Origin of the sequence: Nocardiopsis sp. NPDC058631 (genome assembly GCF_042716955.1) — a bacterium.
Taxonomy (GTDB): domain Bacteria; phylum Actinomycetota; class Actinomycetes; order Streptosporangiales; family Streptosporangiaceae; genus Nocardiopsis.
The window spans coordinates 109,386-132,649 of record NZ_JBHXQY010000001.1 but is presented as its reverse complement, the minus strand read 5'-3'; the positions used below and the strand labels follow the sequence as shown (position 1 = coordinate 132,649).

At 73.5% G+C, this 23,264-nt stretch carries 24 protein-coding genes; 13 read left to right on the top strand and 11 right to left on the bottom strand.

What is annotated here, in order from left to right; genetic code table 11:
* Window positions 1-116 precede the first annotated feature (116 nt).
* On the top strand, window positions 117-938 hold the full coding sequence (locus ACFWTE_RS00615) for an enoyl-CoA hydratase-related protein (RefSeq protein ID WP_378776472.1): 822 nt from the start codon (window positions 117-119) through the stop codon (window positions 936-938).
* A gap of 127 nt (window positions 939-1,065) precedes the next feature.
* Complete coding sequence (locus ACFWTE_RS00610) at window positions 1,066-1,719, top strand: MBL fold metallo-hydrolase (protein WP_378776470.1); 654 nt, start codon at window positions 1,066-1,068, stop codon at window positions 1,717-1,719.
* A 69-nt stretch (window positions 1,720-1,788) separates the two neighbouring features.
* Here ACFWTE_RS00610 and ACFWTE_RS00605 read toward each other — a convergent pair whose 3' ends face one another.
* The 3 genes from ACFWTE_RS00605 to ACFWTE_RS00595 all read right to left on the bottom strand — a co-directional run bounded on the left by ACFWTE_RS00605 (window position 1,789) and on the right by ACFWTE_RS00595 (window position 5,371).
* On the bottom strand, window positions 1,789-3,981 hold the full coding sequence (locus ACFWTE_RS00605) for a CHAT domain-containing protein (protein ID WP_378776468.1): 2,193 nt from the start codon (window positions 3,979-3,981) through the stop codon (window positions 1,789-1,791).
* A gap of 209 nt (window positions 3,982-4,190) precedes the next feature.
* Window positions 4,191-4,625, bottom strand: a complete 435-nt coding sequence (locus tag ACFWTE_RS00600) for a hypothetical protein (protein WP_378776466.1) — start codon at window positions 4,623-4,625, stop codon at window positions 4,191-4,193.
* Window positions 4,622-5,371 carry an RNA polymerase sigma factor gene (locus tag ACFWTE_RS00595; protein WP_378776464.1) on the bottom strand — a complete coding sequence of 250 codons (750 nt, stop codon included), beginning with the start codon at window positions 5,369-5,371 and terminating at the stop codon, window positions 4,622-4,624. The genes ACFWTE_RS00600 and ACFWTE_RS00595 overlap by 4 nt, the downstream gene beginning before the upstream one ends.
* Window positions 5,372-5,681: 310 nt before the next feature.
* On the opposite strand from ACFWTE_RS00595, the gene ACFWTE_RS00590 reads away from it, so the two are divergent.
* On the top strand, window positions 5,682-6,176 hold the full coding sequence (locus ACFWTE_RS00590) for a DUF3145 domain-containing protein (protein ID WP_378776462.1): 495 nt from the start codon (window positions 5,682-5,684) through the stop codon (window positions 6,174-6,176).
* Between the two features lie 82 nt (window positions 6,177-6,258).
* Here the strand turns inward: ACFWTE_RS00590 and ACFWTE_RS00585 are convergent, their stop codons facing one another.
* From ACFWTE_RS00585 to ACFWTE_RS00570, 4 genes are all read right to left on the bottom strand, one after another.
* On the bottom strand, window positions 6,259-6,729 hold the full coding sequence (locus ACFWTE_RS00585; RefSeq protein ID WP_378776460.1) for a DUF1707 domain-containing protein: 471 nt from the start codon (window positions 6,727-6,729) through the stop codon (window positions 6,259-6,261).
* 114 nt (window positions 6,730-6,843) lie between these two features.
* The gene (locus ACFWTE_RS00580) at window positions 6,844-7,602 is read right to left on the bottom strand and encodes a 3'(2'),5'-bisphosphate nucleotidase CysQ (protein WP_378776677.1); all 759 of its coding nucleotides are present in this window, start codon (window positions 7,600-7,602) and stop codon (window positions 6,844-6,846) included.
* Window positions 7,603-7,646: 44 nt separating this feature from the next.
* Window positions 7,647-8,744, bottom strand: a complete 1,098-nt coding sequence (locus tag ACFWTE_RS00575) for an ATP-grasp domain-containing protein (RefSeq protein WP_378776458.1) — start codon at window positions 8,742-8,744, stop codon at window positions 7,647-7,649.
* 223 nt (window positions 8,745-8,967) lie between these two features.
* Window positions 8,968-9,498, bottom strand: coding sequence for a YbhB/YbcL family Raf kinase inhibitor-like protein (locus ACFWTE_RS00570; protein WP_378776456.1), 531 nt, complete (start codon window positions 9,496-9,498; stop codon window positions 8,968-8,970).
* A gap of 294 nt (window positions 9,499-9,792) precedes the next feature.
* Here ACFWTE_RS00570 and ACFWTE_RS00565 point away from each other — a divergent pair, with 294 nt between their 5' ends.
* A complete protein-coding gene (locus ACFWTE_RS00565) occupies window positions 9,793-10,758 on the top strand; it encodes an LLM class F420-dependent oxidoreductase (RefSeq protein ID WP_378776454.1) in 966 nt (321 codons plus the stop codon).
* Window positions 10,759-10,863: 105 nt separating this feature from the next.
* Here the strand turns inward: ACFWTE_RS00565 and ACFWTE_RS00560 are convergent, their stop codons facing one another.
* Window positions 10,864-12,087, bottom strand: a complete 1,224-nt coding sequence (locus ACFWTE_RS00560) for a PucR family transcriptional regulator (RefSeq protein WP_378776452.1) — start codon at window positions 12,085-12,087, stop codon at window positions 10,864-10,866.
* A gap of 289 nt (window positions 12,088-12,376) precedes the next feature.
* Between ACFWTE_RS00560 and ACFWTE_RS00555 the strand changes: the two genes are divergently transcribed.
* Window positions 12,377-12,883 carry a hypothetical protein gene (locus ACFWTE_RS00555; RefSeq protein ID WP_378776450.1) on the top strand — a complete coding sequence of 169 codons (507 nt, stop codon included), beginning with the start codon at window positions 12,377-12,379 and terminating at the stop codon, window positions 12,881-12,883.
* Between the two features lie 83 nt (window positions 12,884-12,966).
* Here ACFWTE_RS00555 and ACFWTE_RS00550 read toward each other — a convergent pair whose 3' ends face one another.
* Both ACFWTE_RS00550 and ACFWTE_RS00545 read right to left on the bottom strand, forming a co-directional pair.
* Entirely contained in the window at window positions 12,967-13,869 is a 903-nt protein-coding gene (locus ACFWTE_RS00550; protein WP_378776448.1) for an SRPBCC family protein, read from the bottom strand.
* Between the two features lie 215 nt (window positions 13,870-14,084).
* Window positions 14,085-14,789 carry an IclR family transcriptional regulator gene (locus ACFWTE_RS00545; protein ID WP_378776447.1) on the bottom strand — a complete coding sequence of 235 codons (705 nt, stop codon included), beginning with the start codon at window positions 14,787-14,789 and terminating at the stop codon, window positions 14,085-14,087.
* Between the two features lie 117 nt (window positions 14,790-14,906).
* On the opposite strand from ACFWTE_RS00545, the gene ACFWTE_RS00540 reads away from it, so the two are divergent.
* From ACFWTE_RS00540 to ACFWTE_RS00515, 6 genes are all read left to right on the top strand, one after another.
* Entirely contained in the window at window positions 14,907-15,320 is a 414-nt protein-coding gene (locus ACFWTE_RS00540) for a nuclear transport factor 2 family protein (RefSeq protein ID WP_378776445.1), read from the top strand.
* Between the two features lie 63 nt (window positions 15,321-15,383).
* The gene (locus ACFWTE_RS00535) at window positions 15,384-16,217 is read left to right on the top strand and encodes an SDR family NAD(P)-dependent oxidoreductase (RefSeq protein WP_378776443.1); all 834 of its coding nucleotides are present in this window, start codon (window positions 15,384-15,386) and stop codon (window positions 16,215-16,217) included.
* A complete protein-coding gene (locus ACFWTE_RS00530) occupies window positions 16,210-17,637 on the top strand; it encodes an FAD-dependent oxidoreductase (RefSeq protein WP_378776441.1) in 1,428 nt (475 codons plus the stop codon). The genes ACFWTE_RS00535 and ACFWTE_RS00530 overlap by 8 nt, the downstream gene beginning before the upstream one ends.
* Before the next feature lie 85 nt (window positions 17,638-17,722).
* Window positions 17,723-19,048 (top strand): MFS transporter, encoded by a 1,326-nt coding sequence (locus ACFWTE_RS00525; protein WP_378776439.1) that lies wholly within the window; start codon window positions 17,723-17,725, stop codon window positions 19,046-19,048.
* A gap of 28 nt (window positions 19,049-19,076) precedes the next feature.
* Entirely contained in the window at window positions 19,077-19,877 is an 801-nt protein-coding gene (locus ACFWTE_RS00520) for an SDR family NAD(P)-dependent oxidoreductase (RefSeq protein ID WP_378776437.1), read from the top strand.
* A 199-nt stretch (window positions 19,878-20,076) separates the two neighbouring features.
* Window positions 20,077-20,295 carry a hypothetical protein gene (locus ACFWTE_RS00515; RefSeq protein ID WP_378776435.1) on the top strand — a complete coding sequence of 73 codons (219 nt, stop codon included), beginning with the start codon at window positions 20,077-20,079 and terminating at the stop codon, window positions 20,293-20,295.
* Window positions 20,296-20,325: 30 nt separating this feature from the next.
* Here the strand turns inward: ACFWTE_RS00515 and ACFWTE_RS00510 are convergent, their stop codons facing one another.
* Complete coding sequence (locus ACFWTE_RS00510) at window positions 20,326-21,537, bottom strand: FAD-dependent monooxygenase (RefSeq protein ID WP_378776433.1); 1,212 nt, start codon at window positions 21,535-21,537, stop codon at window positions 20,326-20,328.
* Between the two features lie 445 nt (window positions 21,538-21,982).
* On the opposite strand from ACFWTE_RS00510, the gene ACFWTE_RS00505 reads away from it, so the two are divergent.
* Both ACFWTE_RS00505 and ACFWTE_RS00500 read left to right on the top strand, forming a co-directional pair.
* Window positions 21,983-22,435, top strand: a complete 453-nt coding sequence (locus ACFWTE_RS00505) for a pyridoxamine 5'-phosphate oxidase family protein (protein WP_378776431.1) — start codon at window positions 21,983-21,985, stop codon at window positions 22,433-22,435.
* Window positions 22,436-22,782: 347 nt separating this feature from the next.
* Window positions 22,783-23,091, top strand: a complete 309-nt coding sequence (locus tag ACFWTE_RS00500) for a hypothetical protein (protein WP_378776430.1) — start codon at window positions 22,783-22,785, stop codon at window positions 23,089-23,091.
* The last annotated feature ends 173 nt before the right edge of the window (window positions 23,092-23,264 follow it).

Below are 23,264 nucleotides of genomic sequence, written 5' to 3'. Positions count from 1 at the left end.
GAGACGCGACCGGGCGCCCACCGGACGCGTACGCGCGCCGTGTCCGACAGGTCCGCGCGCGGTTCACACCCCTCTCCGCACACGCGGAGACGGACACGGAGAAAGGTCAGCCTGCGATGACGCAGCACCCGTCCCCGACACCCCCGGACGACGCCCCCCTGGTAAGCCTGGCCGTCGACCGTGCCATCGCCACGGTCACCCTCGACTCCCCCCGCAACCGCAACGCGCTGTCCGCGCGGCTGCGCTCGGAACTGTCCGACGCACTCGCCCGGGCGGTGGCCGACGACGGGGTGCGCGGGATCGTGCTCACCGGCACGGGCCCGGTGTTCTGCGCCGGGGCGGACCTGAAGGAGGTCGGAGCGGCGCTCCAGGGAACCCCCGCGGAGCCGGCCCCCGAACTCCCCGAGATCTTCGAGCAGATCATGGGTGCCCCCAAACCGGTGATCGCCGTCCTCAACGGCGCCGCCCGCGCGGGAGGGATCGGACTGGTGGCCGCCGCCGACATCGCGCTCGCTCCCAAGAGTGCCACCTTCGCCTTCACCGAGGTGCGCATCGGTGTGGTCCCCGCCATCATCTCCGTGCCCGTGTCCGCGCGGATGCACTCGCGCCAGCTGAGCCGCTACTTCCTCACGGGCGAGCTGTTCGACGCCTCCGCCGCGGCCAAGGCGGGGCTGCTCACCCAGGCCGTGCCCGACCGGGACATGGCGCACGCCGTGGACGCGGTCCTCCAGGGGCTGCGGGGCGCGGCCCCGCGCGCGCTCTCCCGCACCAAGGAGCTCCTGGGCGAGCTCGGAGCGAGCGCGCTGGCCGCACCCGAACGGCGCAGGGAGGCGTTCACGCGCATGGGCGAGCTGTCCGCGGAGTTCTTCTCCGGAGAGGACGCGGCCGAGGGCCGGGCGGCCTTCTTCGAGAAGCGCTCACCCCGCTGGGCGCAGTAGCGCCGACCGTGCCCGAGAGCGCCGAGCGGGGGTTTCCCGGCCGCAGGGGTCGGACGCCCGGGTCGCCGGGTGCCCGGCATGCGCGGTCCGGGTGCGCCCGCTCCCGTCGGCAGGCCACAATGGTCGGGTGAGCTACTCCGGAGATACGAGGGTCGGCGGCCCCGCCGACCTGCGACGACTAAGTAATCTGACGATCAGCAAACTCACCGTCGGCCCGATGGAGAACAATGCCTACCTGCTGCGTTGCCACGCGACAGGTGAGGCGGTACTCATCGACGCGGCCGCCGAGCCGGACCGGATCCTGGAGATGGTCGGCGAGGACGGACTGACACGGGTGATCACCACCCACCGCCACCAGGACCACTGGACGGCCCTCGCAGAGGTGGTCGGCCAGACCGGGGCGCGGACGGTGGCCCACCCCGACGACGGGGACGAGCTCCCGGTGTCGGTGGACGAACCCGTCGTGCACGGGACGCGGATCCCCGTCGGCGAGAGCTCCGTCACCGTCATCCACCTGCGCGGACACACCCCGGGGTCGATCGCCCTGCGCTACGACGACCCGGCCGGCGGCACCCACCTGTTCTCGGGCGACTCGCTCTTCCCGGGCGGTGTCGGCCGCACCTGGTCGGACGAGGACTTCCGCACCCTGTTCGGGGATGTGGAGGAGCGCGTGTTCGGGGCACTGTCCGACGACACCTGGGTCTACCCCGGGCACGGGGCCGACACCACCCTGGGAGCCGAGCGCCCCAGTCTCGCGAAGTGGCGCGAACGCGGCTGGTGACGGCCCCCGTGTGAGGCGGAGCAGGCGGGGTCCGGGCGCCACCGCTGGGCGTCCGGCCCCGGGCGCCGTTCAGGCGCCGAAGCAGCAGAAGCCCACACGCCCGAGGTGGACAGCCACCGCCTCGGGCGCGGGCACCCCGCCGGCCAGGGCGCGGTGGAAGCGGCGCATCGCCTCACCGGTACCGGAGTCCCCCACGGGGACGGGGCTGGCCACCACGGTGTGCGCCCCGGCTGCCAGGAGCGCGCCGGCGAACCCGAGCGGAGCACCGGCGCGGCCCGCGAAGTCCCGACCGCTCCAGCAGGTCGACAGGGCCACCACGTCCGGCACGCCCGACAGCGAGGCCAGGTCGCAGGCGAGAAGGGGTCCGTCGGCGAGGCCGACGGAGGAGAGCATGGGCGAGCGGGCGGGCACATGGCCGTGCCCGGCCAGGTGCACCAGGTCGGCCTGCCCGATCCCGTCCAGCACGTCCCCGCGCCGTGCCCGGTCGCCGGTGAGCACGCTCGCCCCGGGGTAGAGTCCCGTGAGCTGGGCCACCTCGCGGACCGCGCCGTCGGGTTCGGGCGCGGCCACCAGCAGGACCCTGCGCGGGCGGGGTGCCCCCGTGCGGAACGCCCCGTGGCGGTCCAGCCAGAAACGGGCGGTGGGCACCAGGTTCACCGGGCGTCCGCGCAGCGCGGGCAGCATGCCCCAGGGAGGGTCGCCCAGGTAGGGGTCGCTGGCCACCACCAGGGGACGGTCCCCGACCAGCGGGAGGACGGGGCCGAGCAGGGCCCGGGTGGCGAGGTTGGCCGCTTCGCGCGCCGCTGCCCCCGGTGGGCGCCCGGGGACGAGGAGCGGGTGGACGAACCGGGACAGGGCTTGCGCCACCTGGGGGAGCGGTCCCAGCACGCGGCAGTGCACGCGCCCGTCCGTCGCGATGAGCACCACCGCGTCGCCCGCAGCCCGCGTGTACCGCAGGAACGCCCGGTCCCCGAGCCGTTCCAGGAGGGGACCGGTGACGGGGCGCGGACCGGCGGGATCCGGGGTGCCCGGGTGCGGACGCCGGACGGGTCGCGGCTGCGGTGCCGTGTCGGCGGCCGGCGGGGGCGTTGTGCGGCGGGGCCCCGCAGACCCGGCGAACCAGGCGCCGTCCGGCCGGACCGCGGCCCGGGTCGTGTGGTGGGTGTACCAGCGCGCCGACTCCCAGCGTCGGGCCGCCGCGTCCGCGTCCCGGTCGTGGACCAGGGCGTCGCGGTACCCCTCCGCCAGGGCGGCCATCTCGGGTGCGCGCTCCAGGGGGCCGGGAACGCGCGGCACGGCCCAGGTCCGGGCCAGCTCCGCCCACTCCAGGGCGGCGGACGCGTCCCCGGAGGCCAGCGCACTCTCCAGTCCCGCCCGCACGACGTGCGGGTCCTCGGCCGTCCGCGCCGCCCGGGGCGCGGGCGGGCCGCCGGCGGAGGGCAGCGAAGCCAGGACCTCGTGCCGGGCGGACCGCCCTTCCCGCGCGGTGACGGCCAGGGGGACCCTGGCCGCCAGCGCGTTCGCGGCCCGTTCCACGGGCGACGGCGGGCGGGGGCGGGCCTCGCGCAACGCCCTGTGCTCCAGGCGGGAGGCCAACCGGTACCAGAGCGACCCCCGGCCGAACCCGTGGCGGACGCGTCCGGTCAGCTCCACCGCGCGGCGGTGGTCGCCCCGCAGCAGCCGGAGCTTGGCCTCCACCAGCAGCGTGCTCGCCGACGTCGACCTCCCGTCGGCCCAGGGGCCGTCCGCGAGGGCCTCCGCGGCCTCCTCCACCAGGCCTTCGGCCAGCAGGGCCTCCGCCAGGTCGACCTGGAGGGCCTCTCGCAGGGAGGCGGGCAAGCGCGGGGAGAGCGCGTGGAAGGTCGCGATGGCAGAGGAGGCGTCGCCCCGGTAGAGGCTGAGGCAGCCCAGGTTCTGGTCGGCCACCATGCCGAGGAGGGGGAGCCCGCGCTCCTGCGTGAGGGAGAGGGCCTCGCGCAGGTGGTCCTCGGCCTGGCCGAAGCGGCCGCACAGGATCTGTGCCAGCCCCAGGTTGACCAGGACCCCGGGCATCACCTGGGCGGCGTCGGCCACCGGGTGGCCGCTCAGGCGCAGGCGGGTGTCGGTGAGGAGGTCCACGGTCTCCTCGAACCTGCCGTCCTGTGCCAGCCGCACCCCGTGGGTCACCCGGGAGAGGAGGGATCCGCCGGAGTGCGACACGCGGTCGCCGTGGCGTCGTACGGCGGCGGAGGCGGCGGGAGCTGGTGGTGAACCGAGGGACACGTCCGGTTGCCTTTCGCCGAGGGGCGGGCCGATTTCGGTGACAGCAGCGCGCAGGCCCGCACGGGAGCGGCGGCCTCCGAGCTGTGGACGGCTAGGCGGAGGCCGAACAGGACGAAGCGGGGCGGGGCTCATGAAGGGGGAGCGCCCGAGCGTGCCTCCGATCCTTCGGAGGGTCCTGCTCCGGGCAGGCGGCCGCCCCGCGTCGGCGTTCACACGGTGAACCATTCGGTGACCACAGGAGGGCGCCCCGTCCTCAGCAGGGACAGGCTGACCGGTCCCCGGGGCAGCCCGTCCAGGGAGAACCGGCCGTCCTCGCCCACCGTCGGGCTGTCGGTGGAGCCGGGGCGGCGCACCCGCAGGACGACGTGCTCGAAGTCCCCGGTCACCAGCCCCGAGACCGACCGGAACCGCCCGTGCGAACGGATCTGGAGGTCCAGCGCCACGCCCTCGTGTTCGAACCTCAACGCGGCGGTCACCGTGCCCTCCTCCGCGCGCGCGGTCTCGGTGACCGGGACCGTGTCCGCGCGGGGCCGGACCAGTTGCGCCGCGTCGTCCCGGCGGTCGAAGGCCGCCAGGGCGGCGGCCCTCCCGTCCTCCTCCCACGGGGGGCGGGACGGGGGGCCGGTGTCGGAGTGGTTCCTCACGTGGGTTCCTCCAGGAGGCGGCGGAGTCTGCGGAGTACGCGGCGCCGCTGGTTCGAGGCGGCCCGGGGGGACGGCGCCCCCTCGCGCCCTTCCGGGTGCGCGGCGCGGTCGGCGGTACCGCTGTCGGCCGGGTCGGCGAGGTAGCCGAGGGCGGCGCGGCGGTCGCCCGGGTCGGTGAGACCGCGGATCGCGCGGTGCAGCTCCTCGTGGCGCTCCCGGCGCAGGTACTCCGCTTCGGGGTCCGACGCCCCGGGGAGGGGGAGCGCGGCCAGGTCGTGGGGGTCCAGGGCGCGGTGGTGGGAGCTGGTGCGGCGCTGGCGCACGCAGACGCGGTGGGTGACGCGGCGCAGCCAGGCGCGGAGCCGACCGGGGGAGCGCAGGTGGGGCAGGTGCTGGTTGAGGGTGAGCCAGACCGCCTGTACGGCGTCCTCGCGGTCGGGGCCGGAGAGGCGGTAGGAGCGGGCGATCGCGTTCACCACCGGCAGGTGGCGGTCCACGATCTCCTCCCAGGCGCGGTACTCCCCCCGGAGTGCGCGCCGGACCAGGTCGGCGTCCTCGGCCGACCCGTCCCGGGGCTCGCCCTCCGCCCCGTCCGTGCTCCCGGACCCCGGAGCGGGTGGGGGGTGGCCGCCGCTCGGGTCGCTGCCGGGGCCGGAACCGGTGTCCGTCCTGCCGGGGCGCCGGGTGTCCGGGCCGGGCGGTTCCGCGACGGCGGGGACGGGGCCGGTTCTGGCCGAAACCGACAACAGGAGGGGTGCTTCCTCCCCCGAAAGAACCGTAAGTACGGTTTGAGGAGATGCCTGGGTGCCACGGATGTCCTCGTGCGACTGGTCTGACAAACCCGCCCCCACTATGATCGGACTCCCTGCTCGTCCGGGTCCCACGCTAACTCCCGGGGTCGCTGTTCGGGAGGGGAACGCTGGAAAATACCAGCTGGTGAGCTGGTTCTCAGGGTGCCTGTGGGGCACAATGGGGCAAAAGTATTCAGGCGGGTATGCAACCTTCTCGTGGTACGAGGGCGTCGGGGAAGCGCACTCGTTCGTATCAGGAGGTTCGGTGTCCGCACGTGGCGTCTTGTACGTCCACTCCGCGCCGGCGGCGCTGTGCCCACATGTCGAGTGGGCGGTCGCGGGCGTCGTTGGAGTACCCGTGAAACTCGACTGGGTCGCCCAACCGGCGGCTCCCGGCAACCACCGCGCCGAGCTCAACTGGCAGGGAAAGCCGGGAACCGCGGGAGCGGTGGCCTCGGCGCTGAACGAGTGGCAGCGCCTGCGCTTCGAGGTGACCGAGGAGGGGTCGCCCGGGTGCGACGGCGTGCGCTACAGCTACACGCCCGCACTCGGAATGTTCACCGCCGTCACCAGTGCGGCCGGTGAGGTCCTCGTGCCCGAGGGGCGGCTGCGCCACGCCATGGAGCAGGCCGCCGCGAACGGCACCGACCTCGTGGCCGAGATCGAGCTGCTCACCGGGCGCTCGTGGGACGAGGAGCTGGAGCCGTTCCGCTACGCGGGTGACGGCGCGCCCGTCCGCTGGCTCCACGCGGTGGGCTGAGCCCGTCTCTGCCCCGGTCCGCCACGGTATCCGGGCCCGGTCGTCCGCCACGGCGCCCGTTCGCGCGCGGGCCCGCGCGCGCTCAGGGCGGTTCCTCCTCGCTGGGCCAGATGGCCGAGGCCATCAGAACGGCGGCCCAGATCCCGAGGGGTACCAGCGGCCAGTACGGCACGAGTTCGCCGCCCATGAGGCTGGCCGCCCCCCACACGCCGGTGAGAGCCGCCGCCACCCCCGTCCACCAGCGCCACTCGTCGCCCCACTCCCGCCAGGGCACGGAGATGAAGGACAGCTCCCCCTCGGAGCGCGCGCCGCGGAACCGGGGATCGCGGAGGGGAGCCGCACGGGGCGGCTGCGGCTCGGGGCCCGGCAGGTCCGCGGTCAGCGGCCGCAGGTCGCCGACCAGCACGGCGCTCAGGGCCAGGCCGACCCGCCGGTCGTACTCCTCGTGGTCCAGGCGGCCCTCGACGAACGCGACGGTGAGGCGGTCGACGGCCTGGTCGCGCTCGGCGTCCGAGGCGCGCATCCGGCTCAGCGGCAGACTTGGGCCTTCCACTTCCCACCCCCAAAGGCGCGAGTTGGTGACCACACGATACGCGCCGTGGCCGGTAGGCAAAAGGGATCGGCACCACGCGTTCCAGCGCCCTGTCCCGCGGTGTGAAAACGCAGTTCAGGGGGCCAGCCAGCGAGAGACGGCGCGGCAGGCGGAGGGGTCCGCGCCGCCGACCAGGCCGGTGTGCTCGTAGGTCCCCCGGTACCCGAAGGGGGTGCCGTCCAGACGGGTGACCAGACCGCCGACCTCCTCCAGGACGAGCGCGGGTGCGGCCACGTCCCAGTCGCGCACCGGCACGTCCTTCACGAACAGGTGCGCCGACCCGTCGGCGATCAGGCACAGCTTCAGGGAGATGCTGCCGCTCTCCAGGTACTCGCCGTAGCCGAAGTGCCCGTAGACCCGGTGGGCGATTCCCCGGGGTTCGGGGGTGTTGTCGGTGAGCACGCCCCGGCCGATCGGGGCGGCCTCCAACGGGGGGAGGGGGCGCCCGTCCCGGCGCGCGCCCTGCCCGCGCACGGCCGTGTACAGGGTCTCCGGCTCCGGGGCGAAGACCGCGGCGACCTCCGGCCGCCCTCCGATCACCAGCGCGGCCTGGGTGACGTACCCGGGGAACCCGTGCGCGTAGCTCGCGGTCCCGTCGATCGGGTCGATCAACCAGTACCGCGGCGGCCGTTCCCGCGTCAGCGACGCGGGGTCCTCCTCGCTGATCACGGGGATGCGTTCGTCGATCGCGGCCAACCGCTCGGACAGTGCCCTGTGGGCCAGGGCGTCGGCCCCGGCCTTGAACTGGTCGCCCTCCCAGGCCCCGCTGCGCGCGGCCGCGTCCGTGCGCCACTCGCGGAGCCGGCCGCCGACCGCGACGACCGCCTCCGCCATCGCCTCGGACAGGGGGTGGGAGGGGCTCGGGTGCGCTCCGGCGGTCACCGCGCACGCACCGGAGCGGCGGGGGCCGGGCCGCCCACGGGTGCCTGCGGCGGCCGGGACCCGCGCAGACGCGGGAGGTGGGCGCCCGTCGGGGCGGGGGAGAGGCCGTGCGAGGTGAACTCGGCCTCGCTGATGAACTCGTCCGTCCACCGCCGCACCATCGTCACGCCCTCCTGCCACGTGTCGGTGAGCCTGGGCCCGCCGGAGACGGCCTGGGCGAGCAGACCGGCGATCTCGTCCACCCCGGCGGCCGCGGTCAGCGCCGCGGTGGAGGAGAAGCGCGGGTTGATCTCGAACACCCTCGGTCGACCGGCGTCGTCCAGGGAGAGCTGCACGTTGAACGGCCCGTCGGCACGCAGCGCGGTCTGGATCGCGCGGCAGGTGCGGACCACCTCGTGGTGGCGCCGCGTCACGGCGTACTTGGTGACCCCCTGCTTGAGGACGACCTCCTTGGGCACCACGGCCTGGATCCCGCCGTCGCGCCACACCACGACCGAGACGGTGTACTCCGGGCCGGTGATCCGCTCCTGCACGATCAGCTCGTCGGCGGCGTAACCGCCCTCCGCCACGACCCGGGCCATGTCGCGGACCGAGTCGATGACCACCACCCCGCGGCTGCCGCGCCCGCTGCGCGGTTTGACGATGAGCCCGCCGGGGGCCGAGCCGACCGCTCCGGACGGCCACTGCGAGGCCAACCAGGTGCGGGGGACCCCGATCCCGGCGTCCGCCAGCTCCCGCATGAGGACGTACTTGTCCAGGCACGTGGTGACGAACTCCGGCCGGGGAAGGAGCACGGACACGCCGTCCTCCGCGAGTTCGCCGACCCGCCTCAGCTCCTCGTCCACGAGGGGGATGACCGCGACGGCCTCCTCCTCGGCGCACAGGGCCCGCATCCGCGGAAGGAACGCCTCGCTGTCCCCTGGGGGGACCAGGTGGCCCCGATCGGCGAGGTACAGGCCCGGAGCGGCGGGGTCGATGTCCGTCGCCACCACACGGAACCCTTGCTTGCGCAGGTGAAGGATGGTGCCCGGGGTGGGAGCGGACCCCGCTGTCGTGACTACGACGGTTGGTTTCCTCGACGTCTGCTGTGGCACCGGTTGCACCCTTCCAAGCGTGTTCGGGAGGCGGGCCGGGCAATAGGCAGAGCCTAGACCGACACGTGCCCGGGAAGCCCGCGATTGGCCGAATCCGGTTGCCAGGACAACCGGACGGGTGACTTGCGCGTGTAGCCATCGCCCCCGGGAGGAAAGGGCCGGGGGCGGTCGGTGCCCGTCGCACCGGCCGCCCCTCGGGAACACCGGGAAGATCCCCGCGAACCTACGCCTGCTCGTACACCGGTGTGACGAGGGCGCGGCCGATCGCGTGGGAGAACAGGGTGAAGCCGAGGAACGCCGGGCTCGCCGACGCGTCGACGTCGAGGCGGGGGACGTCCACCGCGTGCACCGCGAAGAAGTAGCGGTGCGGTCCGTGGCCGGCGGGCGGGGCGGCACCGACGTAGCGGTGGCCGCCCGCGTCGTTGCGGAGGGTGACGGCGCCGTCCGGGAGCCCGGAACCGTCGCCGGCACCCGTCACCAGTTCGTTCACCTCGACGGGGATGTTCGCCACCGACCAGTGCCAGAAGCCGCTGGCGGTGGGCGCGTCGGGGTCGAAGCACGTGACGGCGAAGCTCCGCGTCCCCTCGGGGAACCCGCTCCAGGCCAGGTGCGGTGAGGCGTCCTTGCCTCCGGCGCCCATGATCCCGCTGACCTGGGCGGGGGGCAGGGTCTGCCCGTCTGCGACGTCGTCACTGGTCACGGTGAACGACGCGACCTGGGGCAGGAAGTCGTAGGGGGAGGGTGGCGTGGCCAAGGGGCCTCCTTCGCTCGTCTGGGTCGGCTGCCTCCGCCCGGCCGGACCGCTGCGCCGGGGGCGGCGCCCGGGGACGGATCCTACGAACATACGCCCCGTCGGCCGGGTGCGACGAGGGCCGGGGGCGCCGTGTCGGTCCGGCCGTGTGGAGGGCGGGGCGCGAGGGGCGGCGGGTTCGGCGCGCGGGATTGCCGGGGAGGGGGCGCAGACAACAAACCGACCGGGCGGTACGGTGCTTGTCGACACGAGGAATCGAACCGGATCCGGTTCTCCGGGCACCGACAGGGAGTCGCCATGACCACTCGCTGGGGCATCACCATCCCGCTGGAGGGCCTCCCGCTGCCCGAACAGCGGTCCGTCGTCGAGCAGATGCCGGACCTGGGCTACACCGACGTCTGGTCGGCCGAGGCCAACGGCACCGACGCGTTCACCCCGCTGGCCCTGGCCAGTGTGTGGGCGCCCACGCTGCGGCTCGGCACGGCGATCGTGCCCGCGTACACGCGCGGCCCCGCCACCCTGGCGATGAGCGCGGCGACCATGGCCGCGGCGGCGCCGGGCCGGTTCGCCCTGGGGGTCGGCACCTCCTCCAACGTGATCGTGGAGCGGTGGAACTCCATCCCGTTCGACGAGCCGTACAAGAAGGTGCGTGACACCGTGCGGTTCCTGCGGACGGCCCTCACCGGGCAGAAGGTCACGGCCGACTACGACACGTTCAGTGTCAGGGGCTTCACCCTCGGCGCGGTCCCCGACCAGGCCCCGCCCCTGCTGGTGGCCGCCCTGCGCCCGGGCATGCTCAAGCTCGCGGGCCGCGAGGGCGACGGCGCCATCGTCAACTGGCTGTCCGCGGAGGACGTGCGCACGGTCGCCCCCTACGTCCGCGCGTCCGGGGAGGACAAGGAGATCGTGGCCAGGATCTTCGCCATCCCCGACACCGACGCGGACACCGCCCGCGGGATCGGGAGGTGGGCCGTTTCCGCCTACCTCAACGTCCCCGTGTACCGGGCCTTCCACGAGTGGCTGGGCCGGGAGGAGCTGAACCCGATGTGGAGGAAGTGGGACGAGGGCGACCGCAAGGGCGCCCTCGCCGCGATCCCCGACTCGGTGGTGGATGAGCTGATCGTGCACGGGCCCGCCGAGTACTGCCGCGAGCGCATCCGCGCCTACGCGGACAACGGCGTGACGACCCCGGTGATCGCCCCGATCGGGCAGCCGTCCGCGGACCCGGCGGCGATCGTGCGCGCACTGGCGCCCCGGGACTGAACGGGCCCCGGACGGAACGGACCCGCGCCGGGGGCAGCCGACCCGTGCCACGGTAGACGGCCCGGACGGCCGCCCGCCGGCCCGGGGACCCGCGGAGAACACTCCCTACCCTCCGCCCTCCGACGGAGGGCGGAGGAGGCCGCGCGCCCGCAACACCAGCTCCAATTCGAAGCGCTCCGCCGGGTCGCGCAGCCGCGCGCCGAACAGTTCCTCCATCTGGCGCATCCGGTAGCGCACCGTCTGGGGGTGGATGCGCAGCCGCTCCGCCGCCTCGTTGGCGTTCAGACCGGACTCCAACCAGGCCAGCAGGGTGTCGGCCATCCGCTCGCGCTGCGGCGCGCGGAGCCCTGAGAGCGGAGCCAGCCGGGTCCGCGCCAACTCCTCGACCAGTGCCGGGTCGCGCGTCAGCAGCAATGTGGGCAGGTGGTCGCTCCACCGCGGCACGCCCCCGCCCCCGACCAGCCCGGCCCGCACCAGCTCCGCGAGGTCGCGGGCACGCGCCAACGACACGGGCACCCGGTCCAGGGGGACGCTCGGTCCGAGCACCGCGCCGACGCCCCGCAGCGCGCGCCTCAGCGACCGCAGTCGGCCGGGCCCGTCCGGGTCGGGAACCAGAGCACACGGCTCCGCCCGGTCCAGGTCGGTCAGCACGTCCGGCGGCAGAGCGGGCACCTGCTCCGCCGGATCTTCCGGGAACAGCAGGGCCACCGCCACGCGTTCGGGCGCCCGCCACCGGGCGGCCACGGCCAGAGCAGCCACCGCGCGCGCGTCGTACTCCGTGCCCGCCTCCGCGAGCAGCACCTCCAGCAGGCGGATCCGGCGCCGGTGCAGAGCGTCCGTGCCGGCACCGCGCACCCGGGCGTGCCCCTCGGCCGCCGCTCCCGAGATCTCCTCCTGGAACGCGAAGATCGCCTCGCCCAGCACACCCATGTGGTCGCGGGTGAGGTCGTCCGCGACGGCCAGCCTCCTCCAGGCCGCGGCGGCCGCCGTGCGCATCCCGGTGTGCAGGCACTCCAGGGTGCGCCCGTGCCGGGCCTCGGCCGCACCCAGAGCCCGGAACTCCGCCGCCAGCCCCTCCGCGGGGGCGGGGGACGGGGCACCGCCCTCCACCCGGTCCAGGAACCCGTGCACACCGACAGCGATCACCCTGCGCAGGCCCTCGGCGCCGCCTGGGTCCAGGGGTGGAGCGTGCCCCGGCGACCTGTGGCGGAGGCCCTCCAGCGCTTCCTCGACCAGGGAGGGCACCTGCGGTCGCAGTCGCGCGCCGAGCTCCGGCGGGATCCGCGAGAACGGGTCCGCGCCGCGGTCCTCCCGCAGTGGGTAGGTCATGTCACCTCCGGCGCGGACGCGCGGCGGAGCCGCCCGTGGCACGCCCGCGCGTGCTCTGTGCGCCAGAAAGTACGGGTCCCGGTGGGACCCGACGGGGCGACGGGTACCACCGACCCCCATATCACCAGAGCCCGGCCACGCGGACAACCCCGCCCCCTCCGGGGGCCGTGCCGCCCGCGCCGGGGCCGGTGTCAGGAGTCCGGCCCGATGGCGTGCACCGGTGGTCACGGATCGGGCGGATGCGGTAACAATGGTGCGGACGCGTCACGCCCCCTTCGGAAGGCCCCCCATGCGACGGCTCCTGCTGCCCGCCCTGCCCCTGGCACTGCTCCTCGCCGTCACGGCCTGCACCGGTGGGGAGGAAGCGGCGGAGGAGGCCGCCGAACAGGCGGAGGAATCGGACGCCGGGGCGGGTGGGGGCACGAGCGGCGAGGCCGGCGACGAGGCCGACGCGCAGCGCGCCGCCGGGGGCTTCCTGGCCTCCCTTGAGGCCGTCGACGGCGAGGCGGGTTGCGCCCTGATCGACCCCGCCGCCCAGAACGTGCTGGTCGAGGCACACGGGGCCGCCGACTGCGCCGAGGCCTTCCCCGCCTACGCCGAGTCCCTTCCGGACGCGGAGGGTGCCGAGGTCGGCGAGGTCGTGATGGGGACCGACCTGGAGGGGGACACCCCGATCGCCACCGTCACCCTGGTCTTTTCCGGGGGCGAGGACCCCGGTGCCCTGGAGATGCGGCAGGACTCCGACGACCAGTGGCTGGCCACCCGGCTGCCCGGCACGACCCTGGGCGGAGCCTGAGGGGCGCGGGCCGGCACGCTCCGGCCCCCGCCCTCCGGGGCCTGGCGCACACCGGGACGCGCGTCGGTCCCGGGCGCGCGGGCTCAGCTGAAGAGGGCGTAGCCCAAGATCATGCCGCCCGCCACGACCAGGATGGCGAGGAGCGGCCAGACCCTGTCGGCGATCACCCCTCCTGGGGCGGTCGCCGGGGCGAGGTCGGCATGGTCGGGGAAACTCTGCGTACCGGTCACACCGCCTGTGATATCAGACACAGGGGGGTTTTCGAGGGGTCCGTCCTCACCCGCAGGGGTGGGGGAGGACGGGTATTTCGGGTGTTCTGCCTGATCAGGGCCCTTTTTATTCTCGGTGATTTTTTCGGGGATTTTGTCATCATTTTTTCCGCTGTGGCCCCGAAAAGCACCGTTTGCCCCATGAGTCTCACCGACCGTGTCGGTCCCGCCGGAGCCACCGGTCTCGGGAGCTCCGGCCCGGGGGGAGTCCTCCACCGTGCTCCGTTCCGGCCCGGTCCCCTCGGCCGCTCCCGCGCCTCCGGTCCGGTAGGGGGCGAGTCCGTACTCCTCCTCCAGGGCCTTTGCGAAGCGTGCCGTCAGTGAGGCCGACACGCGGCTGATCGCGTCGACGCCCAACTCGGAGAGGCGGCCCGTGACCGTGAGGTCGGTCTCGACGCCGACCGCGGTCCTTCCTCCCTCGGCCCGCAGTCGCGCGGTCACGGTCGCCGACGCGCTCCCCGAGCCCCGGCTCGCCCGCCCGGACGCGACGAGCACCGCCCGGCGCTCCTTCTCGTCCAACTCCGTGAAACGGGCGGTGCCGGAGTAGGCGGCCACGACCGAGCCGACCTTGACCCGCACCGCACCGGAGTACAGGGGGCCGTCGACCCCGGTCAGCCTGACGCCGGGCACGCAGGGCGCCACCGCCTCCACGTCGGTGAGCAGGTGCCACACGCGCTCGACCGGCGCGTTCACGGTGAACTCGTTGCTGATCCTCACGGGGCGGTCTCCACTCGGGCCCGGGGGGAGGGGTGGGCCCCGGCGGGCCGTACCCGGGGTCCGTCGGCACGTCGGCGGCCCCGTCCTTCCGGGATCTGCCGACGCCGCCAGCGTACGCACCGCGCGAAGGCACGGGGCCCGGTCGGGCCAGGTGTGCGCACGGCGCCGCCGCCGGGACGCCGTGCGCAGGGGCCGCCCGCGGCACCGCGCGAGGCTCAGGGCAGGTGCACCATGCCCGCGATCCGCCTGGCGGCCTCGACCACGGCCTCGCCGAAGGGTGCGGGGTCGTCGAGTTCGAGGACCGAGATCCCGATGCTCGCCACGGGACCGTTGCGGGGGCTGATCACCGGAGCTGAGACGCCGGTGACGGCATTGGTCACCTCGGCGTGGGAGACCGCGTAGCCGCGCCGGCGGGCCAGGGCGACCTCCTTGCGTTCTCCCGGGCGCGGGGGCATGGCCGACAGCAGGGCCAGCCCGGCGGAGCCCTTGTCGAGGGGGTCGACCCTGCCCGTGCGGAAGGCGATGTGCGCCCTGGCGTGCCGGGGCTCGACGACCATGAGCGCGCGGGCCTCGTCCTCACCCTCGGGTACCACCAGGTGCGCGGTGGCGCCCTGTGCCTCCGCGAGGTCGGTCAGGACCGGCCGCGCGACCTCGCGGAGGTCGACCTCCACCGACTCGGCGAGGGCGACCAGGCCGGGGCCGAGCGTGATCCGCTTGAAGGCGTCGCGCTTGCACAGCCGGTGCTCCTCCAGGGTGCGGATCAACCGGTGCGCGACCGTGCGGTGCACCCCGATCCCCTCGGCGACCTCGGTCACCGACAGCCCGTGCGGGCTGCGGCTGAGCAGTTCGAGCACCTCGATCCCGTTGTGCAGGGTCTTGGACGTCCGTGTGTCCGGCTGTGGGGCCGGTGTGGTGGGCATCGGGCTCCTCTCGCAGGGCGAACATACACCCCACCTCTTGACGCTGGTGACGTGTGACACATACGTTAACTTTTAATTGCACGCCTAGTGCGATTATCGCACGCAAGGGAGGGACTCATGGACGCATCCCCGGTCACCGGCATCCACCAGCTCTACGCGCGCCAGTCCCACCTGATCGACTCCGGCGACGCCGAGGGGTGGGCGCAGACCTTCACCCCCGACGGCGAGTTCCACTCACCGACCTATCCCGCCCCGGTCGTCGGACGGACACCGCTCCGCGACTTCGCCCAGGGCTTCACCCGCAACGCCCGGGCCGCGGGCGAGGTGCACCGACACGTGGTCACCAACGTGTACGTGGAGTCCGTTGACCCTGAGGAAGCCCAGGTCAGCGCCTATCTTCAGGTCGTGGCCACACGTGTGACGGGTGGAACCCGGCTGCTGCGCCTCACCACGGTCCACGACCGGCTCGTCCGACACGGCCAGGACTGGCGCGTCGCCCGCCGCGACGTCAGGCGCGACGACACCGCCTGAGCGGCCCCGCCGCAGGGTCCCACCGGCAGAGAAACCCCGCACACCCACCGAAAGGCACACGCCATGACCCAGCACAAGGGCGCCGGCGCCGCACGCGTCGTCGACCGGCCCATGGAGGTCGTCCACCCCGAGATGGCCGGTCGCACCGCCGTCGTCACCGGTGCGGCGCGCGGCATGGGCCGCGCCTTCACCGCGGCACTGGCCCGCCGGGGGGTCGACGTCGTCGGCGCGGACGTCAACGACGCCGACATGAGACGGACCGCCGAAGAGATCAACCGCGACCTGGCCGCGAACCCGCCCGGCGTCCGGCCGGGCAGGGTCGCCTCCCACCGCGTGGACGTCGTCGATCCCGGGCAACAGGACGAACTCGCCCTCGCGGCCCTCGGCGGGTTCGGATCCCTCGACTACTGGGTCAACAACGCCGGCGTCTTCCCGTACGCCCTGGTCGAGGACATCTCCGCCGACCAGATCTCCTCCGTCCTCGACGTCAACGTCAAGGGCGTCCTGTACGGGGCCCAGGCCGCCGCCCGCCACATGGGTCCGGGCGGCGCCATCGTGAACATGTCCTCGGTCTCCGCCGTACGGGTGCGCAGGGGCCGCGGTGCCTACTGCGCGTCCAAGGCCGCCGTCGGCCACCTCACCGAGTCGCTCGCCGTCGAACTCGGGGACCGGGGCATCCGCGTCAACGCCATCGCGCCCGGCTTCATCGACACCGAGATGACCCGCTGGCTCCAGGACGACCCCGAGGCCCTGGCGGCCGCCCTGGACAACGTCCCCCTGCACCGCGTCGGCTCCCCCGAGGAGGTCGTCGGCGTCCTCCTGTTCCTGCTCTCCGACAGCAGCCGCTACGTGACCGGCCACAGCATCGCGGTGGACGGGGGTTCGCGCCATGTCTGAGCCGACCACGGCCCCGGCCGTCGACGTCGTCGTCGTCGGCGGTGGGGGCGCCGGGCTCGCCGCGGCGGCGACCGCGGCGGAGGCCGGGGCGAGCGTCCTGCTGTTCGAGGCCGAGACCGAGTTGGGCGGGTCCACCCAGCTGTCCGCCGGACTCTTCACCGCCGCCGCCACCAGCGTCCAGCGCGCCGTGGGGGTGGAGGACACCGCCGAGCGGTTCTACCAGCACTACATGGACCTGAACCAGTGGATGCTGGAGCCCGGCCTGGTCCGCACCTTCTGCGAGAACGCGGGCCCCACCCTCGACTGGCTCATCGGCCTGGGCGTCGAGATCCCCGCGCGTGTGTCCACCGACGCGCACATGCCCGGTCTGTGCCGGGCCGGGGTCGAGGACGTGTGGCGGGGACACGTCCCCAGGGACCAGGGCCTCGGCCTGGTCCAGGTCCTCGCGGCGGACTGCCGCCGCCACGGGGTCGAGACCGTCCTCAACACCCGGGTCGAACGGCTCCTGGCGGAGGACGGCCGGGTGGTCGGCGTCGTGGCCGACGGGATCGAGGTCCGCGCGGGGGCCGTCGTGGTCACCACCGGAGGACTCTCCCGCGACCCCGGCCTTCTCGCGGAGTACTACCCGGCGGCGCTGGAGGCGGGGGAGCACGCGTTCGTCGTCGCCGCTCCGGGCAGCCGTGGCGACCACATCCGCTTCGCGGACGGCGTCGGTGCGTCGGTCACCGGTGCGGGGTGGGGTCTGCGCCTGCCCACCGCGTACTTCCAGCGGTACCACCACTGGGAGTCCGGGTTCCCCCCGGTGTCCAGGGTGTACGTCAACCGCTCCGGTCGGCGCTTCATGGACGAGGACGCGTCCTACGCGGTCTCCACCGGGATCATCGACGCCCAGGACGGACCCGTGTGGTGCGTCTTCGACGACAGGGCCAGGGCCTCCCTGCCCTCCGGGTACGCGGACTGGACGCCGGAACGCGTCACCGAGGAGGCCGACGCGGGCCGGACGCTCAGGGCCGACACCCTGGAGGAGCTGGCCGGGCTGATGGACGTCCCGTCCGGGGCCCTGCGCGCGACCGTGGACACCTGGAACGCCCACCTCCCGCACGGGGAGGACGCACGCTTCCTGCGCCACCTCAGCCTGCGCGCCAAGGGGAAGGACGACAACCCGGACCCCATCGGCGCAGGGCCCTTCCACGCGGCCCTCCTCCTGCCGACCGAACTCGTCTGCACGCACGCGGGGATGCAGATCGACTCCGCCGCGGCCGTGCTCGACCGCGACGGCCGCACCATCCCCGGGCTCTTCGCCGCCGGCGAGGCGGGTGCCGGAGTCCTCGGCCTCCGCTACGTCGGCGGCGGCAACGCGGTCGCCAACGCGATCACCATGGGCCGCATCGCCGGCCACGGGGCGGCGGCCCGGGACTGACCCCGGCACCGTGCCCCCCACCCCCGACCACAAGGACCGGACGGCTGCCACGCCCACCGGACCTCCCCCTGCCCGAGGAGGCAGCATGCCACTGGACCCCAGGTCCGCGGACGGACCGAGCACGACCCACACCGACGGGAGCTTCCAGTCCCGGGTGAAGGTCATCCGGGCGGCGATCATCGGCACCGTCGTCGAGTACTACGACTTCGGTATCTACGGGTACATGGCCACCTTCGTGGCGATGCTCTTCTTCGTCTCGGAGGACCCGACGGCGGCCCTCATGGGGACGTTCGCGGCCTTCGCCGTGGCGTTCTTCATGCGTGTGCCCGGCGGCATCTTCTTCGGGCACATCGGAGACAGGTACGGGCGCAAGCAGGCCCTGTCGTGGACCATCCTCCTGATGGTGCTGGCCACGGCCCTCATCGGACTGCTGCCGAACTACTTCACGCTGGGCGTGTGGGCGACCATCCTGCTGGTCCTGTGCCGCTGCGTGCAGGGGTTCGCGGCCGGCGGCGAACTGGGCGGCGCCAACGCGTTCGTCGCGGAGTCGGCCCCCGCCCGCTGGCGTGCCACCCAGACCTCGCTGGTCAACTCCGGGACCTATCTCGGATCGCTGTTCGCCGCCCTGGTGGCGCTCGCCGCGACCTCGCTGTTCACCGAGCAGCAGATGCTGGACTGGGCGTGGCGGATCCCGTTCCTGCTCAGCCTCCCCATCGGCGTGATCGGCCTGTACATCCGCAGCCACCTCGACGACACCCCGCAGTTCAAGGAGCTCGCAGACCAGGGCGAGACGAAGAAGGTACCGGTCAAGACCCTGCTGGTGACGAACTGGCGGTCGGTGCTGAAGATCATCGGACTGGGCGCGGTCATCACCGGCGGGTACTACATCGTCTCGGTGTACGCCGCCACCTACCTCCAGACGACGGCGGGCCACTCGTCCCAGCTGGCCTTCGCGTCCACGGCGGTGGCCATGGTGGTCGGCGCGGCCACGCTCCCGCTCTCCGGCTACCTGGCCGACACGATCGGCCGCAAGAAGGTCATCCTCATCGGCAGCGTCGCCGCGGCGCTCCTCGGGTTCCCGATGTTCATGATGATGGCCGCCGGTCCCGCCTGGGCGGCCGTGGTCGGCCAGGCCGTCCTGTTCGTCTGCGTCTCGATCGTCAACGGCGCCTCGTTCGTGACCTACGCGGAGATGCTGAGCGCCTCCACCCGCTACAGCGGGATCGCCCTCGGCAACAACGTGACCAACACGCTCCTGGGCGGCACCGCTCCGTTCGTGGCGACCTGGCTGATCAGCGCCACGGGCCAGTCGCTGGCACCCGCCGGCTACTTCGTCCTCACCGCGCTGATCACCCTGGTGACGGTCTTCTTCGTCGCCGAGACGCGCGGCACCGAGCTGCGGGTCGACTGAGTACACGGACGAGGAGGAAGGAGCGGGCATGGGGCACGGACTGGAGGGACGGACCGTCCTGGTGACGGGGGCCGCCGGAGGGATGGGCAGGGCCGAGGCGCTGGCGCTGGGGGCCGAGGGGGCCCGCGTCTGGGTGGCCGACCTCGCGGAGGAACGAGGCGGGGAGCTCGCGGACCGGATCCGCGGGGACGGGGGATGGGCGCGGTCCGCGCGCCTGGACGTCGCCGACCCCGGCGGGTGGAGGGAGCTGCGCGACCGGATCGGTGAGGAGGACGGACGGCTTGACGGCCTGGTCAACAACGCCGGGGTCAGCCACCGCTTCGGGATCGAGGACACCACCGACGAGGACTGGCGGCGGGTGGTCGAGGTCAACCTGTCCGGCGTGTTCTACGGGATGAAGTACATGGCGCCGCTCCTGAGGGGGGCCGGGGCGGCATCGGTGGTCAACGTGTCCTCCATCGCGGGCATGACCGGCTACTTCGCGGCGGGGTACGGCGCGAGCAAGTGGGGGGTGCGCGGACTGAGCAAGGTGGGTGCGCTGGAGTTCGCCGGGGCCGGGGTCCGGGTGAACTCCCTCCACCCGGGCCTGGTGGACACGCCGCTGCTCCGCTCCGGTTCGGACGACTTCGTCGACGAGAGCCTGAGGTCGGTGCCCGTCGGCCGGGTCGCCGCCCCGGAGGAGATCGCCGACGTGGTGCTGTTCCTGCTGTCGGACGCGTCCCGCTACGTCACGGGCGCGGAGATGGTCGTGGACGGCGGACTCACCTCCGGAGGCCTCTACCACCGCATCACCGGGGCCCTGCGGGAGGGCGGCGGGCGGGACCTCTGACGAGGCCCGCCACCGGGTTCCGGGGACCGTCCGCCACGGCCCCGCGCCCGACGGCGGCGCGGGGCCCCACGGGCCCCCGGGTGCCCGACCGCCCCACCAGGGTGCGAGTCGGACGAAAGCGGATGAGAAGGACAAAGGAAGTCCTCCCGGAGACGATTCCCCTGCGTCGGACCCGACGCGACAGACGTGGGGAAGTGACATGGACAAGCTTCGCAAGCTCATCGCCACGAGTGCGCTCTGCGCGGTTGCCGCCGCGGGTTCGCTCCTGCTGGCCAGCCCGGCCAACGCCGCGACGGACGCGGGCTACTACACCACCTGCGCCGGCCCGGTCTACCTGAGCGCTGCGGGGCACTGCGTCGACTGGTACGGCTACATCAGCGGCACCAACGAGCACCGCAACAACACCAACTGCGGCTGACCCCCGCCCGGTCGTGCACCGGCATCGCGGTCAGGGGGCGAGGATGCGCGCGTACCGGTCGGCGGGGAAGTCGTTCCCGACGTACTCGTAGGCGGAACGGGCGCCGTACTGGGCCATGAGGCGGCTACCGAACAACAGCGCCGCATCGGTCCGCTCACGCAACCACACCTCGCCACGGCTGCCCTCGGGGGCGAAGTCCCTCGTGAAGACCGGTCCAAGGCTCTGCGCCGCCCGCACCGTCCCGCGCATGGCCGCCTCGTACGAGAAGAAGGCCCGTTCGTGGTCGCCCTCGGCGAAGACGAGCTCCCCGGCCAGCGCCGTCGCACCCATCAGGGCCAGGGCCGTCCCCTGGCCCGCCATCGGGTCCGCGGCGTGCGCGGCGTCACCGACCAGCACGGTCCGGCCCCTGCTCCACACGTCCATCCTGATCTGGGTCGACGGCGCCAGGCGCACGTCCGCCCCGCGCATGGCGCGCAGCAGGCCGGGAACCTCCCAGCCGTCCTCGCCGTAGACCTCCTCCAGGAAGCGGTACCGCGCCTCCAGGTCCATCTCCGCCGGGGCGGCCGGGGTCCTGTTGCGCATCAGGAGCTCCACCTCCAGGCGGTCGTTGCCCGGGAAGGTGGTGACGACGCATCCCCGGTAGGGCCACACGTGGCACATCATCACGTCGCTGACGCCGAGGAAGTTGTCGACCTCGAAGGTGGCCAGGTTCGCGTCCAGGTGCTCGGCGTGCCCCTCCGCGTCCGCGCCGAACACCAGGCCGCGCACGGCCGAGTCCGGCCCGTCGGCGCCCACGACCAGGTCGAACCGGCGCGGCGGCGCGTGCGCGAACGCCACGTCCACACCGTCGGCGTCCTCGTCGACGGAGGTGACGGAGTCACCGAGGAGGTACTCGACGCCGTCGTCCGCGCGGTCGCGCAGGATGCTGGACAGGTCCCCGCTCCTGATCGCGACCGCCCCCACGTGCCCCTGCGGCAGGACGATCGGCCGCTCGCGTCCGCTGATGTGGGAGTGCACGTCCGGGAGGGGGCCGCCCGCCGCCCGGACCCTCTCGCCCACGCCCATGCGGTCCAGCACGCCCATCCCCTGGGGGGACACCTCGACGAGGTAGCCGCCCGCCGCGGGGTCCGGCGCCTGCTCGACGACCGTCGGCGCGAACCCGTGCCGGGCCAGCCAGTGGGCGAGCACGGGTCCTGCCGCTCCGCCGCCGGCGATGAGCATGTTCCTGTTGCTGATCGGCACTCGAACCTCCGTGTAGGGGGGCGGGGCGGGGGCCCGTCCGCCTCGCCCGCTGTGTGGGGGCCGTCCACGGGTTGTGGGGCCCCGGGGCCGGGTCGTGTTTCCTCGCCTCCGGGCCCGCGTCCACCGGGCAGCCTCCTGCCGCGTCCCCGCGTTCGTGGAGCACCGCCGGGCCGGACGTCGCACACCGTCGTGCGGGGGAGGGCCCGGAGAGCCGCTCGCCGACCCGGAAACCGGCGAACAACACTTTCTAGAACGTACCGTCCAGGCGGTTCACCGGCGGGGTCGGGCGTCGCGGCCATGTGCGGGTCCCGACCCGCAGGGGAGGCGGTCGCGGCCACCGCACCCGGTCCGGTGCGGCCTGCTCGACGGGTAGGCTCGCGAGGCCGACGACCGGAGCACGGGGGCGGTGTCCCCCCGCGCATCGCCAACGAAGCGGGAGCACAGGGTGAGGGAACAGCGCCGTGGCCGCAGGATCGCGATGGACGAGGCCGAGAGGTCGGCGTTCCTGCGTGCGGAGCACACCTGCCGGGTGGCCACCACGGGCGGGGACGGACCGCACCTGACACCCCTGTGGTTCGTGTGGGACGGCGCCGCCCTGTGGCTGTGGTCGATCGTCAGGAGCCAGCGCTGGACCGACCTCGAACGCGATCCCAGGGTGGCCGTCCTGGTCGACGCGGGCCGTGAGTACGGGGAACTGCGCGGGGTGGAGCTCAGGGGCAGGATCGAGAGGGTCGGCGACGTGCCCCGTACCCGAACGCCCGATCCGGTCCTTGCCGAACCCGAGCGGCTCTACGCCCGCAAGTACTTCGGGACCGACGAGATGCTGGTCGACGGCCGCCACGCCTGGCTCCGGCTCGTGCCGGAGAAGGCCACCAGTTGGGACTTCCGCAAGCTCTGAGCGGGCGTCCGGACCGCGGTTCCGGGCCGCCCGGCACAACGCCGCGGGGGTTCCGTCGCGTTCACCCCACCGGTGCGTGCCCCGGGGCCCAGGGCTTCGTGTGCGCACACCGCGGTGAGGGCCGACCTCTGCCCGTTTAGTCATCATAGGGGCGAAATGATTTGTTTTTCATGGCCGTGATGTCAGGGTTTTATTCGGTGTCACCCAGTGGTCCGAAAAGGGATTGCGATATTCCTCTTGCGGTGGGCGGTGGCTTCGGGGAGGATCGTCCCGGCGGTCCTCCGTCTTATTGGTGGAAGAGGGGATCGTCTCCGTGAAACGCGCATGCAGTGAGAAAGGATGGTGGAATGAAAGCTCTTTCCGCCGTGGTCGCCATGGTCGTGGGGGGCGTGCTCCTGGGCGCCGCGCCCGCGCAGGCGGCGACCGGTGAGGTCGTGGTCTTCACGACCGAGTTCGAGGACCTCGTCCGCTACGCCGACCCGGCTTCGGGGAGCTGTGTCCGGCTTCCCGCCACGGCACACGTCCTGGTCAACCTGACCGACGCGAACGTACGCCTCCACGCCGATCCCCTGTGCTTCGGTCCCGGGGTGACCGTGGAACCGGACCGGGGGTGGCACGCCCCGCCCAGCGGCCTGTTCAGCTTCTCCGTGGCCTGACACCGGAGGGCGCCCAAAAGGCGCAATACTCTCCTTTGGTGCACCACACGCTTTTCATCTTCTTTTTCCCGATGAGGGAATGGCTGGGGCGGGGGTTTGGGGCGCGTGCGGGCGTTACGCGCTTTGACGGTTTTTCCGTGATGCTCCAGTGTTGGTTTCCGTTCGATGGTTCC